The 16,497-nt window shown below is 43.3% G+C and carries 14 protein-coding genes; 8 read left to right on the top strand and 6 right to left on the bottom strand.

The annotated features are described in order from the left end of the window. Positions 1 to 258 precede the first annotated feature (258 nt). Positions 259 to 990, bottom strand: coding sequence for a class I SAM-dependent methyltransferase (locus tag BM030_RS19020; RefSeq protein ID WP_090975191.1), 732 nt, complete (start codon positions 988 to 990; stop codon positions 259 to 261). 1,357 nt (positions 991 to 2,347) lie between these two features. Between BM030_RS19020 and BM030_RS19010 the strand changes: the two genes are divergently transcribed. The 5 genes from BM030_RS19010 to BM030_RS18990 all read left to right on the top strand — a co-directional run bounded on the left by BM030_RS19010 (position 2,348) and on the right by BM030_RS18990 (position 7,740). Beyond that, positions 2,348 to 3,385 carry a hypothetical protein gene (locus BM030_RS19010; RefSeq protein WP_090975189.1) on the top strand — a complete coding sequence of 346 codons (1,038 nt, stop codon included), beginning with the start codon at positions 2,348 to 2,350 and terminating at the stop codon, positions 3,383 to 3,385. Positions 3,386 to 3,586: 201 nt separating this feature from the next. Next, positions 3,587 to 4,678, top strand: coding sequence for a competence protein CoiA family protein (locus BM030_RS19005; protein WP_139215956.1), 1,092 nt, complete (start codon positions 3,587 to 3,589; stop codon positions 4,676 to 4,678). A gap of 334 nt (positions 4,679 to 5,012) precedes the next feature. Next, positions 5,013 to 5,888, top strand: coding sequence for an AbiJ-NTD4 domain-containing protein (locus BM030_RS19000; RefSeq protein WP_170845842.1), 876 nt, complete (start codon positions 5,013 to 5,015; stop codon positions 5,886 to 5,888). Positions 5,889 to 5,952: 64 nt separating this feature from the next. After that, entirely contained in the window at positions 5,953 to 6,636 is a 684-nt protein-coding gene (locus BM030_RS18995; protein ID WP_090975187.1) for a toll/interleukin-1 receptor domain-containing protein, read from the top strand. Between the two features lie 132 nt (positions 6,637 to 6,768). Further along, positions 6,769 to 7,740, top strand: a complete 972-nt coding sequence (locus BM030_RS18990; protein ID WP_090975186.1) for an IS481 family transposase — start codon at positions 6,769 to 6,771, stop codon at positions 7,738 to 7,740. Here BM030_RS18990 and BM030_RS20525 read toward each other — a convergent pair. From BM030_RS20525 to BM030_RS18980, 3 genes are read right to left on the bottom strand one after another with little or no spacing between them, the layout of a single operon-like run. Beyond that, positions 7,695 to 8,096, bottom strand: coding sequence for a contact-dependent growth inhibition system immunity protein (locus tag BM030_RS20525; RefSeq protein ID WP_170845841.1), 402 nt, complete (start codon positions 8,094 to 8,096; stop codon positions 7,695 to 7,697). The genes BM030_RS18990 and BM030_RS20525 overlap by 46 nt on opposite strands. 57 nt (positions 8,097 to 8,153) lie before the next feature. Then, a complete protein-coding gene (locus tag BM030_RS18985; protein ID WP_090975185.1) occupies positions 8,154 to 8,492 on the bottom strand; it encodes a cupin domain-containing protein in 339 nt (112 codons plus the stop codon). Then, a complete protein-coding gene (locus BM030_RS18980) occupies positions 8,476 to 9,036 on the bottom strand; it encodes a helix-turn-helix domain-containing protein (RefSeq protein ID WP_090975184.1) in 561 nt (186 codons plus the stop codon). The genes BM030_RS18985 and BM030_RS18980 overlap by 17 nt, the downstream gene beginning before the upstream one ends. Positions 9,037 to 9,637: 601 nt before the next feature. Here BM030_RS18980 and BM030_RS18975 point away from each other — a divergent pair. From BM030_RS18975 to BM030_RS18965, 3 genes are all read left to right on the top strand, one after another. Then, the gene (locus BM030_RS18975) at positions 9,638 to 11,008 is read left to right on the top strand and encodes a TlpA family protein disulfide reductase (RefSeq protein WP_090975183.1); all 1,371 of its coding nucleotides are present in this window, start codon (positions 9,638 to 9,640) and stop codon (positions 11,006 to 11,008) included. A gap of 115 nt (positions 11,009 to 11,123) precedes the next feature. Next, positions 11,124 to 14,246: a SusC/RagA family TonB-linked outer membrane protein gene (locus BM030_RS18970; protein ID WP_170845840.1), complete on the top strand. Its 3,123-nt coding sequence runs from the start codon at positions 11,124 to 11,126 to the stop codon at positions 14,244 to 14,246. Positions 14,247 to 14,278: 32 nt separating this feature from the next. Continuing rightward, positions 14,279 to 15,646, top strand: a complete 1,368-nt coding sequence (locus BM030_RS18965; RefSeq protein WP_090975181.1) for a RagB/SusD family nutrient uptake outer membrane protein — start codon at positions 14,279 to 14,281, stop codon at positions 15,644 to 15,646. A 70-nt stretch (positions 15,647 to 15,716) separates the two neighbouring features. On the opposite strand, the gene BM030_RS18960 is transcribed toward BM030_RS18965, so the two are convergent. Further along, on the bottom strand, positions 15,717 to 16,082 hold the full coding sequence (locus tag BM030_RS18960) for a hypothetical protein (RefSeq protein WP_090975180.1): 366 nt from the start codon (positions 16,080 to 16,082) through the stop codon (positions 15,717 to 15,719). A gap of 84 nt (positions 16,083 to 16,166) precedes the next feature. Further along, positions 16,167 to 16,497, bottom strand: a 331-nt coding sequence (locus tag BM030_RS19975) for a hypothetical protein (protein WP_170845839.1), incomplete at its 5' end; no start/stop codon positions are given.

The raw sequence follows: 16,497 nt of genomic DNA, 5'->3' as shown, positions 1-16,497 counted from the left end.
TTGATGATCTGACTTTCGCTAAACCTACTCTTTTTCATTGTCCCTAAATTATAAAACTACATTAATATTCGTAGCTGTTTTCGGGGAAGATTACAAGTTTCATAAAATTACTGCCAACGTTTTCGGGCTTTGCGTTCGGGCGGGTTTCGGAGCACAAAACTGTCAACCTGCACTGAACTTGAATAGAAGCACAAAACTCCAAGTTTGTACGTCACCCCGCCTGACGCAAAACCCGTGTTATATGCAGTTTTCTCTTTTTCATTTTTCTGCCGAAACCAATAACATCATCGGTCGACGCATTTCATCTTTCATTTCCGGAAAATCTTTCAACATTTCTTCACTTGGTTGGGGTTCTATAAGTTCGTTGATTTTGAAACCGTTTTTCAACAATGTGTTTATATAGCTGGTCAAAGTTTTGTGATATTTTATCACCTTTTCGCCTAAAAACACAGCCTCTCGTTTTCCCTCCTTAAAATAATTATCAACTGGCCAATAAAGTTTCTCTCTTGTGTCTCCATATATCCAATCTTGATTTCCGAATGCTGTAAAAATGGGGTGTTCAACCGAAAAAACAAAACATCCTTTCGGTTTAAGCCAGTTATAGACATTCTTGCAGATAACATCAAACGATTCTATGTAATGAAATGTCAAAGAACTCAATACAATATCAAATTTTTCATCTGGATAGTCAACATCTTCAAGAGGCTTATTAACGTATTCAATTCCTTGCAAACTATTTATTTTCTTAGCCTTTTCAAGCATTTTCTCGGAAATATCGACACCGACAACCGACCTTGCGCCTTTTTCTATCGCATATCGACAGTGCCAACCAAATCCGCAACCTAAATCAAGAATATCTTTTTCTGAAAAATCCGGCAACATATCTTTGAGCACATGCCATTCGCCTGCGGCTTCAAGCCCTTTTTGCGAGCGATTCATTTGTTCGTATTGCTCAAAAAATATCAAATCATCGTACTTGTTTTCTTTCATTGTGTCTGTTCCTTAAATTGCATATAACTAGTAAATACACGCAACTCTCTCTGTTAATTGTGTTTTGTAGAGGATTGTTAATCAATGTATTGACTTGGTTTTCTGTATTGCGGATTTTATTAATATTGCTGTTTAACACGTTACGGTTATCCAAAATGCGCAATGCGTGTTTTGGATAACTCACGCCATCATCAATATGTTCTCCAATAATTCGGAATGCGCTCATCCAAACCAATATTTAATCCGTTGTCGCTTTTTTACCAAAAAATCTACTTACTTCAGGCCCAAGTCACGATTGGTTTCGCTAAAGTAAAAACTAATATTTTAAAATCCAACCTTTAAATGGGGAGGTGGCCATGGCTCACTAGCATTACGGTTTTCCGTAATGGCCTGGAAGCCATCGTATGGCGCTAATCGGGCGGAAATGGCCGGATGGGTTTGGAGTTGGTGAGATAATTCTTATCTTCGTCCTAGGTTTAGGTTGATAGCCCCTAATCCCATTGGGGCGGATTCCCGTTATCTTTCAGGTAACGGGTTTCTTTTTATCACTGCATTGTCTTTTTAACATATCTTAACAGACCTGCTGTAACAAAGCGGGGCTGGGGTGCGTTATATAGTCAGTTAGTAACATTTGTCTTTTCATATTTAGGTTTATAATTGGTTAGTTAGCAAGCCCCGATTCTCCCCGTTTCGGGGCTTTGCTTTTAGTTATAAGTATAAATATGTGCAATACCGGGTTTCGATTTTTGGGATGTTGCGGAACTCTGAAAAATACACTGGTGTTCCTCGTATGCTAGCTTATAATCGGTTAGTAGTAAGTTGGTGAACTAATATTTTGAAATATAATAGAAACACTATACCTTTATAGAACAATACTAATCAATACTGACGTGACTTAAAGCTTAATGGAAATTTGATTGTTAAGAAGACACAGTACCTACAGGATCGATTCGTACTATATTAACTCGTACTCAACATATTAGGGTTATTACGACTCGTAATCAATACGTGATATCGGGTGTTTCGTTAGCTTATTTAGTAGGATGATATTAGACTTACTTATAAATTTGAAATCATGAAATACTTTCTTTGTTTATGCCTGGCGCTATTCCTGTGTTTTAGTGCGTGCAAAAAAAATGACATTATCGACCGGCAAGAGGTGGAGGTTAAACCAATTAAATTTATTGTAATCAATGGAACCCAATATCCTGAGGATTCTATTAGGGCTGAACTATCCAAAAGTTTAGGGGTTGACACATCGGCAATATATTTTGACTCGGAAATTGCTATGTATATTCTTAAAGGTTATTCCGACATGAAATTTAATCCTAAACTGTACCTACAACTTCAATAATCTATGAAAACACAGACCTTAATGACGGTATTTATAGTACTGATAACTTTTAGTATAGCCAACAGTCAAAGTATTTTCGATGTCATTACAGATGTTGATTTTGCTGCGCCGGAAGAAAGGCTATATCAAGGTAAATTGATGGTTCAAGATAATAGCAATACAGAATCAGTTGTTTTGGCAACAACTTTAGGAAGATGGCCGCAATACAACAACGACAATTCAAATATAACTGTTCAGGGCAAATTTATTTTAGACATAGGTGGAGGTGAAATAGATTTATCAGATTCGGTGTCTTTTTCAAATAACGATTTTAGCCCTTCTTTTGCAGTAGGTTCTTCTATCAAATGGACAACAATTACATTCGCGGCTCATACTGTTAAGGCTGGTCATGTGAAGTTTAAATATAGAGGGAAAAATAATGTTGAGCCTTGGAGCCAATATAGGTATTCTTCTAAAAGTTTACAAACCACTTTCGATAGCCCTGGTCCCGAGTTAATAATTCAAGGGCCAAATATACTTTGCAACAGCCAAACATACTCTATCGCTGACAATGACTCGTCTATATCGTTTAAGAAGTGGGAAATCAGAAATGGAAATTCCATTAGAATCGATGGGGACAGTACGTCAGCAGCGTCTGTAACACTAGTGAAAAATAATAATAGTGGACAAGTTGACTTAGTTGCTGTATTTGAAAACCTACATAATCAGACAGAATATATCTATTCAAAAACAATACGAATTGGTGAGGAGATACTGGACGGAATGATCGTAGGTACAGTATCAATGGAAGTGGGAACAGAGCATATCTTTCAATTCGAAACATCAAATGGTCAAGATTACGGAAACATCACTTGGCAAGTAGATAATCCCAATATCATTGTATCTCAGCAAAGCTCGTCAGATCAAATAAAGCTTATAGTACCTCAAAATTTTCCTTTTACTAATCCGCAAGCAAATTCACAAAACATCACTTTAACAGTGTCAGGGCTTACAGACTGCGGCATTGCAAGTCAATCATCGATTATAAGAGTCAGAAGATGATTTCCTATGCTTTTCGCTAATATGTAAGACGACATCGTAGATGCGCCAAAACGAGTGTGAAAACGGGTCGTATCAGAAGCTGACCCCGTTACTTAGGAGTAACGGTTTTTTAAACAGTCACGTTTTTATTTAATTTGCTCACACAATTATAAGTCAACTAACACAGTGATCCAATACCAACATGCACTAAACCCTGAAGGGGTGATCACCCACATCGGAACGATAACGCGAGAAGTTCGATCTGCTCAGCGATATCGCTGTGTTGGCTGCGGTGCACAAATGACCGCTGTGTTAGGAAACATTAAAGCCCATCACTTCAGGCATTCAGGAGACACCTGCAGCTGGGAGAGCTATCTCCACAAGCTTGGAAAACAAGTTATTAAACAACGCTTTGATGGCTCCCAAACATTCAATGTGAAGTTTTATTCACATAATAGCTGTCCTCATTTAGCACAGTGCGGGATCAGGAAACACCATTCCTGGAAGAGATGTACTCCTGTTGAACTTCGCACTGTCAACCTGAAAGAAAGTTACGATACATGCCAATTAGAAGTAACCTACCGCGGCTTTAGGGCAGACCTGATGTTAACGCATAGCGAACATCCCGAGCGTCCGCCTACTTTCTTGGAAATCGCTGTAACTCATCGATGCGATCAAAATAAGATCAGCTCCGGTATCCGAATTATAGAACTGGATGTTCAAAGTGAATTAGATCTAATTCAGGAGATTACGGAAAATATTGGCGAATTCGTGCCGCAAAAAACTAATACCAATCCGACAAAGCACATTTCTGCCATCCGGTTTTACAATTTTAAACGAACGTATCAACCATCGTATGCATTAGATCGCTTTTTGTTGTATGTTGATGAAGGAGAATATAAATTCAGGATTGAACATGGGGCCGGTAGTTGTCATGAGGTGCAATTCACGCATGAGGAAGATTCATCCTTTGAAGTGATGGTTCCAGCCGAATTCAACCAACAAAGGAAATTGGGCGGCCTAGGTATTGCATTATCCATTCAAGAAGGGTTTCGCATTAAGAACTGTCATTTGTGTAGTCGGTATAACCAATGTAGAATAGTCTATAGATCGAAAGTGGTTGATCCATCATCTGGCAGAGACCGCATTGTTGAAAAAAAGGTACTCATTAAAGCCATTCCGGAACCCGAAATCGACAGGTGGTTACAAGCTAGAAATTGCGCTAAATTCAATTCACCTGTAAGAGAAGCCGAACAAAAAGTCAATTCATTCCAAGACTTTCCATATATAAAATGGCGGAAGAGGGGGAGATAAAGGCCTATTCCGTTTTATGTTTCATCTAAGTATTATCTGGATTCTACGGTTTCCCGTGATTTTCTTTCCATAGCATCTCTTATTTTCGATATATAATTCACTCTTGCAATTATCAAATTGAAAATTTAACTTGCGTGTTGTAACGACCTTTATAAACGGAAAGGCCAAAACTGTAAAAGCTAAATACCACTACCCGTAAAATGCGAGTAAGTATTCGTTACTTTTCCTTGTCTTCGGGCTTTGTATGCCTGCGGTCAATCGTATGCTTGATCTTGCGAAATGGTATAGAGTTTTGAACTATAGTATGACAAAATAAATAAGAAATTACAATTGTATGAAATTTTCACAGCGCATAGGAAAGACAGGCATACGTGAAGTAATTCAAATAGAATCTATTGATAAGGCGTTAAAGAATAGGCTTTGGAATGTAATCTTAAGAGACTTTTTTAATCGGTTGCAAGACTATACTTCGTATGGAGTAGGTGAAAGCCAGAAAGACACAATATTCAAATTAATTTGGACAGAGTTTTTTAACGAAAGATCCGATATAGTAAGGCAATATAATGGCAGTCACTATTACGACTTTAGCGATCGGTCATTTTCCTACCAAGCTGTATTTAAATATTTAAATTCATGGTTCTTCGATGCGCAGTGGTATGAAATATATGATCTAGTGGAATTTCTGGCCAGATTTGATAACCAATCACTGCACTTCGGTTTCATCAAAAGCTGTAATGAAGCTTTGAAAAGGGAAATGGCCGGATACCGGATAATTGACGAAAAAGTTGTTCAGGTTACTTCAGAGGAAGAAATTGCGGCGGTCGAAAAGGCTATAAATTCATCGTCCCGCTGGCAATCTGTAAATACTCATCTTAGTACGGCACTTACATATCTTTCTGATCGTAAAAGGCCAGACTACCGAAACTCGATTAAAGAATCCATCTCTGCAGTTGAAGCATTTTGTATTATTTTGACGGGCGATTCAAAAGCAACGTTGGGTAAGGCTTTGGCCAAGATAGAAGCTGATTATAAAATGCATGGTTCGCTGAAAAGCGCTTTTAGCGCGCTATACGGTTATACCAGTGATGAAGGTGGGATTAGACACGCGTTGTTAGAAGATGATACGCCTATAACAATGGAAGATGCAAAATTCATGTTGATTTCCTGTTCGGCATTTATTAACTATTTAATGGTAAAGGTTGGAAAGTAGTTAAACCTACATTTACCAGCTAAAAATTCAATTATGTAATTATCAATCCAAATAAAATTAAAATATGGCAAGATGTACAGCACCAGTTTATGGGCATCGCACAGCGAGTGCAGCGGCAAATTGTCCTGCATGTGGAAGTCGCTATAGCAGTTATCGGTCTTACCCTTCTTATCCCTCTTATTCTTCATCAGCAAACAGCTATGGAGGCCGTAGCAGCGGACAATCTAGAAGCGTTAGGGCGAGTTGGGCTAAATCGGGTTCTTCAATTCTTTACACACCTGCTGAAATTCGAACGCTGACACCCGTTCGCGAAAATGTGGAGAAGCGATCGTTCTTACCTGACCTTCGAGATGTTTTTCTTTGTCACGCATGGGATGATCGAAAAGATTCTGCCAAAGAGCTGCATGATCAACTTGAATCAAAAGGTGTCACGGTTTGGTTCAGCGAAAAGGATGTTTTGCTAGGTTCGTCTTTGCTCCGTGAAATTGATAAAGGATTGGCAAAATCTCGCGTTGGTATCGTATTGGTAACGCCTTCCTTTCTTAAACGTGTAAAAAATGAGGGCATTGCGGATAAAGAGCTTTCTGCTCTCCTTGCTCGCGATTTACTGGTTCCCATTGTGCATAACACCACTTTTGAAGAACTACGTGAAGTCAGTCCTCTACTGGGATCGCGAAGTGGCCTGAGCACAGCAGATCAGTCAATGGCAGACTTGTCGGCCAAGCTAGCCGAATTGGTTGCCGTTTAGTCCCGTTACAGATAAAAGCATGCCGCTTATTCGGATATAGTGTGTGATTCATACAGATCGTTTCCATAACTTTACGTTAAAATATGGAAAAGCCTGCGGCTTTACCACATTTTAACATAATCAACAACAACAATGGAAAGCGATGTCAAGAAGCGACTTGGCTGGATAAAACTGTATGAATCAACAGCCAATTTAGGATTTGTATGCCGCCGTTGCGGCATCAGCAGACCGACACTTCGTAAGTGGGTACAAAGATATAGGCAACTTGGCGTTGCCGGTTTATCCGAGCATAGCAGACGCCCCCAGCGCATCAAAACCAAGATAACTCCCGAAGATATTTCCAATATCCTTATTCTGAGGAAAAGCAGGAAACTCGGTCATAGAAGCATTGTAAGTGAGATGAAACGTTTGCATGGACGCTCATTCTCGACAGCCACAATACAAAAAATCCTGGAACGGCATAACTGTAAGTACCTAAAAATTAAACGTGGATACAGAAAAAAGGTAAACAGGTATAGCAGGCCCGTACCGGGGGATCGTGTCCAGATGGATGTCTGTAAGATTGCGCCTGGACTTTACCAATACACAGCCATAGACGATTGCAGCAGGTTCAAGGTATTGGCATTGTACCCACGACGGACAGCGGCCAACACTCTACGTTTCCTTGAGCTTGTTCTTGAACAGATGCCTTTTCCCATACAACGGATTCAAACCGATAGGGGCAATGAATTCTTCGCCGAGAAATTCCAGAAAACCTTGATGGATTATAGTATTAAATTCCGTCCGGTCAAACCGCGTTCCCCTCACCTGAACGGGAAAGTTGAACGATCCCAGCGTACCGATCTCGACGAGTTCTACTCGACTGTGGACCTCAAAGATCCGGAACTTCCTGACCTTCTATCACAATGGCAGTTTCACTATAATTGGTTCAGGGCCCACAGTTCCTTGAGTGGCAAAGCGCCCATAGACGTCGTCAACTCATTATCCGATAAAACTCCTTTTTGGGATGAAGTGGGAGAAATGTACGATGAATCAAAAGAACGGTTAAGGGTTCAAAATTATCGACTTGACTTACAGTTAAATGGAGTGAAACGATGTCTGTGAATCTCACAGCTTACCTCTTTACCATTAATCAATCTATTCAGCTCTTTCCATAATTTCGGGTTGCTTTCCCAAAATGCCTCATCCACCGAGTGTACACTTTTAAGCAAGTCGCCGGGGTAGAGGTCACCCTCCACTAATAAGTCTTCTTTTAAGTAATCAATAGCTAAAGGGATTAAGTAATCCAATGAAAACCCGTGTCCAATCATAAGCCTCAAATCTTCCACAGAGAATTCATTCAATGGCTTTTTGGATAGTTCAAGGCAACGCTTTGTCAATGGGGTGGGGGCTTCGGTGGGATTGCCAAAACTTCGCTTTTCTAGCGCTTCTAAGGTTTTATTTCGCCAATTGTTTTCCATTATTGAGCTTCGAGCTACCTGTAATCAAATCAATAAGTTATCAAAAGACCTTTACAACTAAAGATTAATCCTATCACCGTGTGATTTAGGTTCAGAAATTACAATGAATTCCAGTACCGTATCCTTATTATTTAAAATGCGATGCTTTTTTTTTGGAAGAACATGAAATCCCTGGCCTTCATGAACTTCAAAAATTTCACCCTCGACTTCGAAGTTTGCCATGCCACTCAATATGAAGAAAAACTGTTGTGCATTGTTATGGAAATGCAAGTTTTCGGAAGCGCCCGAAGGCATCTTCTCCCGAATAACACTAAGCGTAGGGGAATCTACCAAGTGCCAGCCATCGCACAGATTGCCCCAATTATAATGTTTGCTGTTGTTAGTGTCTTTTACCATTGGTCGCCAATTTATACAGGTACACCGACCCATTACCGAATTTATCACGCCTTAAAAGTGTCCCTTCCTCAACCAACCTCAATAGCTGCGCAGAGAGTGCTTTACTCGTGAAACTCCGTTGATAGGTTTCTTTACAATGTTTTCGAATTTCCCCGACATCATGCTCGTCTTTGAGAAATTTAGATCTTAACAACTCTGTACGTAAAAAATTCATTAAACTATTCTCTTTTCTTCTGTTAATAAAAAATTGTGCATTATCAGCGTTTTCTTCATAAAATCGCTTTATTGTGGGGATGGTCTTTGCATTTTTAATCTTTATAGGTTTGGGTGAAAACAACTGGCTAACTTCAATATTGAAAAAATCGGCAATTCTACCTGCTGTCCTGCTTGATATGGACGCTTTGCCAGCCCTTATTGCTCGTAAATGATTTACAGACATATCAATAGCATGGGCTAAACCTACTATTGTAATCCCGCTTTGTGTAAGCAAAGATTTTAGGTGATTTCCGACAATCGTAGACGTTTCTTTTTCTTTTGACTCCATAATGGAGCAAAAAGAATCAAGAAAGTGTCCACATTATTAACGATTTTTCTTGTTTATTTTAAGATAGTTTTCTATGTTTGCTTCTGTAAAACAATAAATTTGGCTAAAGAGAAGGATATAGAACATATTGATTAAAGGATAATATTAACGAACCCTCGCAATAGAAATCCGCTAAATTTCACCATGCGAGTGTGAGTAATGCGCCAAATCTCCTACCTTTGGAGGTACAAAGGTATTTCCTGGGGTATGGGTTGGCGCTTACTTCATCACGTATGGTAGTCGGTCTCGTACCGGTGAAGCTGAAAGTTGGCCCCAGGCGACGAGTAGGCGGGCCCTAGCGGAGCCTCTGTTGCGGCGATAAGTAGGCAGTCAACCCCCCTCTTTGAGGGGAAAACCTGAACTTATAAGGGTTCGTTCATTTTATGAACGAACAACATGCATCACCAAACCAAGAAGCAACATCTAAAAAATCTTATTTCAGCCCCGGAGTAGGGTCGGAGGGGTTTTTGGCTACTCCATCCTAACGGCAAAAGGGCGCCCGGCCGTAAAGGAATACTTTATGTTATTTAACCTTTTATGAAAAGTTTAATCCTTTACATCAATGAAGCGAAATTTACGCTTATGGGACTACTATGCCCTTATCCAATTTAAATTTAAACATCTTAAGATAAAATATTCAGCCTATTTGGCTGCAGTAACGATCATGTGTTTGTATGCCGTGAAGCAGGCCTCCGCCCAAGAGGCGGACCCTGCGGCTACGGCAGTAGCAGACATTATACCGCTCAAAATCGGCGACACCATCCCCGAATACCTGTGGCACCTGCCCCTGCAGGTGGTAAACCACCCGGAAGGCAAGGAAGCCATCACGCTCAATGACTACCGGGGCAAGCTGATTGTATTGGACTTCTGGGGTACCTGGTGCACGAGCTGTATCGTAGCGATGCCGGCAGTGTATCGGTTGCAACGTGAATTTTCCGATAACCTGATGATACTCCCAGTGACGTCTGATGTCGGGCTGGTGGTTGAGAAATTTCTCCGCTCAAATGCTAAAGTAAAAGAACTGAATTTGTCTTCGGTGGTGAACGATAGCTTGCTGAAGGCGTTCTTTCGCTATAATAGCGTTCCTCACTATGTTTGGATTAACTCGGAGGGTTCGGTATTTGCCGTAACGGAATCACATCAGCTCACGCGCGAAAATGTTGCCTCTGCGCTTTCCGGTGAGTATGACTCACTGGTCGAAAAGTTGACAATCGACGTGAAACGGCCATTGTTGCTCAGTGAGCATGTCAATGCTAATCAGGTGCTTTACCACGCCATGCTTATCAAAGGGCACCAACGGGGCCTACCGACGAGAAACATTACGCGGCATAGCGACGGGGTTATCTACGGAAGAGCTGCTGTAAACTTCCCCCTACTTACTATTTATGAAGCATTGGCAAGGAGATTATTCTGGGCACTGGGCGAAAAAATGTCCGGCAAGCAGCTGGTTATTGAAACTTCCAAGCCTGAAGGGCTCTCTTATGAGTTCGGCGTGACTGACACTTCAAGGATGGACTGGGAGAGCGACAATCTGTATACATTTGACGTAATGGTTCCATTTGACAACGCAGGCCATCTGGACTCCTGCATCCTTTCTACCATCAATAATTTTTCCGGATACCATGCTTCTATAGAATACAGGAATGTCAAGTGCTTTGTGCTCAGACGGACTAGTAACGCAGTGTCCAGCCGACCTTTGCCGGAAGGCGGCAGTAAATCTTTGAAACACACAGCTATGCTTTTAATGCTGAATAAACCGGAGGTGACACAAAATTATCCCGTCGTCGATGAAAGCGGATATGGTGGGATGATTGAAATAGGGGACACAGCTTTCAGAAACCTTACGCACGCCAGACAGGAGCTGGCACGGTGCGGTTTTGAATTGGTCGAAGCACAGCGTAAACTTCCCGTGTTTGTCATCAGGGACAACTAACTAAAAATCAACATAACCGTTTCTTATGAATTCACTTTTAACTTGCGTTTTGACAATAATTCTTGCTGCATTAACCAGTCAGTCCTTTGCTCAGCACGTTATGCAGGCTATGGTTATGCACAGAGACACCCACGAGGGTATAGCGGGTGCAACAGTTAAATACAGGCAACAGCAGCTTGCGTCAGATGATGGAGGAAGCTTTTTGCTCGCAGTGCCTCATGAAGAAAAAAGGATACTATTAAGCATCGCGGCAATCGGTTTCGAGCCTAAAGATACGATTGTTTCGTTGCCCGTGCGTGATCTGCCGCTCATCATACAACTTACCCCCACAGCCAATGTGCTGGATGAAGTGGTCGTCTCTACAGGTTATCAACAGCTGCCCCGAGAAAGGGCTACCGGCTCGTTTGGCTTTGTTGACCAAAAGACATTCAATGAACAAGTAGGAACAGATGTCATTAGCCGACTCGAAGCGGTAGCCAATAGCTTACAGGTGGATAGGACAGGGAGTGGCGAAAGATTATTGATCCGAGGGCTCAGTACTATCCAAGGACCCACCCAGCCGCTCATCGTGCTGGACAATTTTCCGTACGAGGGCAATTTGGAAAACATCAACCCCAATGATGTGGAAAGCATTACCATACTGAAAGACGCAGCGGCGGCTTCCATTTGGGGGGCGAGGGCAGGCAACGGTGTAATCGTGATTACGACAAAAAAGGGTAAGTTGCGTCAACCGCTTCGGATTGAATTCAACAGCAACGTAACCACTAGAGCTAAGCCGGACTTGTTCTACGTTCGGGAGATAGCGGCCTCCGATTTCATTGACGTGGAGCAAATGCTGTATAATGCCGGATACTATACTGCCCAGATAAACAACAGAAGTAAGCCGGCTTTATCTCCGGTGGTTGAGCTTCTCCTCTGGCGGGAAGGGGCCACGGCAGATGAGGCAGCTTTGATCGACGCCGAGATAGATAGGCTGCGCAACGTGGACGTCCGCCATGACTTTGATAATTATGTTTATCAAAGAGCGTGGAATCAGCAGTATTTTCTGGGCATACGCGAGGGTGGAGACCAAACGGCCTGGAATCTTTCGGCCGGATATGATCGCAACGCAGACAATCTGAATGCCCGATACGACCGGTTGAATCTGCGGATACAGCATGTCATTATGCCTTGGAAGAATTTTAGTATCAATTCCGGATTGTACTATACCCAAAGCGGTACAGAAAGTGGAAAAGAAGGGTATGGGCAGGTCACCGCAATGAATAACGGGCTGTTCCCTTATGCAGAACTGGCCGATGGAAACGGAAATGCATTGCCGGTGATCAAACAGGTTCGGAAACACTTCCTTGATACGGAGGCGGATCCACGGCTGCTGGATTGGCGATATTATCCTTTAGAAGATTACAGGCATGTCATCAACACAACCTCGTTAACCAGCTTGCTTGCCAATGCGGGACTGCGCTATACCTTGCCGGTAGGCTTGGGTGCTTCGATAGACTATCAATATGAGCGTCAGCAGCGGAATGGCAGGAACTTACGGGGTGAAGAGAGCTTTTTTGCAAGGGATTTGATAAACCGGTTTTCCCAACGAAGTGCAGATGGAGAGCTGATACGGGCAATTCCGTTTGGCGCAGTAATGGACTTGTCAGAAAGCTTGCTTCAATCACACAACGTTCGCGGCCAGTTCAATTTCGCCAGGGATTGGGAAAAACACGGTCTGTCGGCTATCGTCGGCGGTGAAGTGAGATCTGTAAACACTACGAGCAGCAGCAACCGATTTTACGGTTACGACAGTGATATCCTCACGTTTGCCAACGTGGATTACAATCATCAGTATCCGGATTATATATCTGGTATTAATGCCTTCATTCCGGACGAGAAGCGGCTTGCGAATACAACAGACCGTTATGTGTCATTCTATGCGAATGCGGCTTATGTATACAGCAAAAAGTACTCTTTTTCACTGAGCGGTAGAAGGGACGCCTCAAATATGTTCGGCTTGAATACCAACGATAAATGGAATCTCCTTTGGTCATCAGGCTTAAGCTGGGATGTTTCAAAGGAAACCTTCTATAACGCGACATGGTTGCCACAACTGAAGTTACGTGGCACGTACGGCCGGAGCGGTAATGTGAATCCCGACATGGTAGCCCTTACCACCATCCAATACCGACCAACCCTGGCACAAATTACTCAAGCTCCCTATGCAACGTTCAGCAATTTCGCCAATCCCGAACTGGCGTGGGAAACCGTCTCTACGCTGAACGTTGGGCTTGATTTTGCCTTTACGGATAGCAGGGTTTCGGGAAGTGTGGAATACTATCGGAAGAAGGGCACTAATCTGTATGGTCCGGCACCTGTGGATTACACGACAGGTATCGGCTATACCATTACTAAAAATGTCGCTAGTATGGTTGGCAATGGATGGGATATGGAACTTAATACAATCAATTTGAAAGGAAAGTTGGGATGGCGATCCCACTTAAATGTGAGTGTCAATAAGGAGGAAGTAGCCGACTACTATTTGCGCGATCGGCGCGGTAATCGGTTTGTCGCATACAGCAACCTAATTTCTGGTATAACAGGCAAACCGGTGCGCTCAATGTTCTCTTACCGCTGGGCTGGCCTTAATCCGGAAACCGGCCAGCCGATGGGATACTTGGGCGATGAACCCAGCACTGACTACCGAGCTTTGACGGGCAATGACGTACTGGTTGACGATCTGATTTACCACGGCTCTACGCTACCCATATGTTTTGGAACTTTAGGTAATACATTGTCTTATCGGGGCGTCTCTTTGTCAGTAAGGCTTTTGTATAAATTTGGTTATTATTTCAGGCGACAAACGATAAGCTATTCAGACCTATTCAGAAGTTGGCGCGGACATGGCGATTTTTACAACAGATGGCAACAGCCCGGTGATGAGCGATACACCGATGTGCCAGCCATGATTTATCCAATGCCAGCAGCATGGGAAAGCTTCTATCCCTTTGCCGAGCCGTTTGTGGAACACGGAGACCATATCCGGTTCCAGTATGTGAATATTGGCTACGAGTTTACGCGAGCGGCTTTCCCCCGGCTGCCGGCTCAACGGGTAAATGTATACCTCAATTTCAGTAATTTAGGTTTGATATGGAAGGCTACAAAACAGCCCATCGATCCTGACTTTTCATCAGCGACCTCGACCGGCATTCCCGCACCGTTTACCGCTACGTTTGGACTGCGCATTGATTTATAATATTCAATTTAGGTAACAAGATTATAATTATTATGAAACGCAATACAACACAAGTTTTAACCACTTTAGTAATGCTGGCCTGTTGTAGCTGTGGCGACTTCCTGGACGTCAAACCGGATGCAAGACTCACAATACCATCCAGCCTTGACGATCTACAAGCCTTGATGGATTATGGGGGGCTGTTCACGACCATTCCGAATGCGGGAGCAATCAGTGGCGAGGAGTTTTATGTGACAGATCAGGATCTGTCGTCGCTAACGTCTGAATGGCATCGGAGAATCTATATGTGGGAAAAAGAAGGGCTTTTTTCTAATGAATCGATCGATTGGAATGTGGTCAGTCAGGCGGTGTACTATTGCAACACGGTACTCGAGCATCTCGAGGGAATGACGCGCGACAACCGAACGGCAACTAAGTTTGACAACATAAAAGGTAGTGCTAAATATTACCGGGCTGCGGCGTTGTTTCATGCGAGTCTGATTTGGGCGCCCGCATATGATGAGCTTAAAGCGCAGGGACTGCTGGGGATGCCGCTCCGGACGACGACAGATTTTAACATCCCGTCGGTAAGGGCTAATCTATATGATACATTCCAGTTTATCATAGGTGATTTAAAAGAATCGATCGGCTTACTTCCCGAGACCGCTACTCATGTAGTAAGGGCTTCGAAATCGTCTGCATACGCATTGCTGGCCAGGGTATACCTGTATATGGGGAACTATGAGGATGCAATGTTATACGCTGATTTATGCCTTGCAATAAAAGATGTATTGCTAGATTACAATACATTGGATGGCACGGTTCAGTACCCTATACCTGCCTACAACGAGGAGGTAATTTTCCATTATGAGATGGATGCCGGACAGATTATGAATCTAAGCCGAGGAAAAGTGAATCAAGACCTTGTAGAATTGTTTGATGATGCGGACCTACGCAAACAGCTGTTTTTTCAGGCTAATCCCGATGGCACATATGGTTTCAGAGGCCGCTATTCGGGATGGGTTGCACTGTTTGGGGGGCTGGCTACCGATGAAATGTATCTCATCCGGGCGGAGTGCAATGCAAGACAAGGTAATTGGTATGAGGCATTGACCGATTTGAACACGTTACTAACCGCAAGGTACGAAGTGCGAGAAGGCGTATCCTTATATAATCCCATCGTGCCCACGAGCGCCGATGAGACTCTACATCTCGTGTTAACGGAACGAAGGAAAGAGCTCATGTTCCGTGGTTTAAGATGGTATGATGTGAAACGGTTAAATATAGGAGGAGCGGAGATATCGCTTACCCGGGTGATCAATGGGGACACACGTATCCTGCCACCTCATGATCCGAGGTACGCATTACCGCTGCCGGAAGATATCATTGCCCTTTCCGGAATGCCGCAGAATCCGCGATGACGGATTATATCCAATAAAAAGCCTCCTTGGAAGGAATCCGAGGAGGCTGCTTTTGGTTGCGTTGCTTTAATCACGGTTCGGGCTTCCGGGTATCGGCATCCGCTGTAATTGCTTCCACGTCGTCTCCGTACCGGTCTTCAAAGTACGCCATGAGCTCGTTGGCATCGGCCAACGGCTCATCGGTGATGAAGTGGCAGGGTAATGGTAGCGCTGGAGAGTTACTGCACTGCTCGTTTGGCGGGGTTGTTTGCCATGCGCTCGGCTGCAAAATTTGAGCGGCAGATTCTCCATTGAAATACCAATCATTGACCAGCGCTTTTCGCTCTTCTACTTTTTTGGGCGATGCAACGCTATAATAAAATGCACCAAAAGCGATTGCTAGGGTACATATGGCTGAGGTAATTGTCAGCCAGTTGCTTCTTAGTCTTGAAAGCATTATAACCTCCGTTATTTATTGTTAATGTTTACTTGCGTCAGTGACGATCGTTTGGTCTTTTGCCGGCTGACCGCACCGGAAAGGCTACCCATTCTTCGGGATGGCCTTTCGGCATTGATGATGCCGCCATGTACCTGACACGGCCCTGCGCCGGAACACGGCATTCCTGCGGTCATGCACAAACATTTGGATTAAGCCGCTGGGCAGGGCGGGTTTGCGGAATAGCGACGCCCGTGAAACGCCGATGGCGAAGGCGGCCAATCGGATGTAGCTGAAAGTAAGCTGGATGATTAGCGCCATCTGTCTGCGCATCGGTGTCGGGTAGTACCTGTGGATTTGCGCTTGCCACCAATTTACTTTTGTTTTGATCCGGATAACCAATGCCTTCCAGCGATTTGCCGGGGGGTGTTCCGCA

Source organism: Parapedobacter composti, assembly GCF_900112315.1.
In the GTDB taxonomy this organism is placed as follows: domain Bacteria; phylum Bacteroidota; class Bacteroidia; order Sphingobacteriales; family Sphingobacteriaceae; genus Parapedobacter; species Parapedobacter composti.
The sequence above is the reverse complement of the archived record's forward strand: the minus strand, read 5'-3'. Positions and strand labels throughout refer to the sequence as shown.

Coding starts and splice junctions, on each gene's coding strand:
- BM030_RS19020 (WP_090975191.1), bottom strand. CDS start 990: ATGAAAGAAAACAAGTACGATGATTTGATATTTTTTGAGCAATACGAA.
- BM030_RS19010 (WP_090975189.1), top strand. CDS start 2,348: ATGAAAACACAGACCTTAATGACGGTATTTATAGTACTGATAACTTTT.
- BM030_RS19000 (WP_170845842.1), top strand. CDS start 5,013: ATGAAATTTTCACAGCGCATAGGAAAGACAGGCATACGTGAAGTAATT.
- BM030_RS18995 (WP_090975187.1), top strand. CDS start 5,953: ATGGCAAGATGTACAGCACCAGTTTATGGGCATCGCACAGCGAGTGCA.
- BM030_RS18990 (WP_090975186.1), top strand. CDS start 6,769: ATGGAAAGCGATGTCAAGAAGCGACTTGGCTGGATAAAACTGTATGAA.
- BM030_RS20525 (WP_170845841.1), bottom strand. CDS start 8,096: ATGGAAAACAATTGGCGAAATAAAACCTTAGAAGCGCTAGAAAAGCGA.
- BM030_RS18985 (WP_090975185.1), bottom strand. CDS start 8,492: ATGGTAAAAGACACTAACAACAGCAAACATTATAATTGGGGCAATCTG.
- BM030_RS18980 (WP_090975184.1), bottom strand. CDS start 9,036: ATGGAGTCAAAAGAAAAAGAAACGTCTACGATTGTCGGAAATCACCTA.
- BM030_RS18975 (WP_090975183.1), top strand. CDS start 9,638: ATGAAGCGAAATTTACGCTTATGGGACTACTATGCCCTTATCCAATTT.
- BM030_RS18970 (WP_170845840.1), top strand. CDS start 11,124: ATGCACAGAGACACCCACGAGGGTATAGCGGGTGCAACAGTTAAATAC.
- BM030_RS18965 (WP_090975181.1), top strand. CDS start 14,279: ATGAAACGCAATACAACACAAGTTTTAACCACTTTAGTAATGCTGGCC.
- BM030_RS18960 (WP_090975180.1), bottom strand. CDS start 16,082: ATGCTTTCAAGACTAAGAAGCAACTGGCTGACAATTACCTCAGCCATA.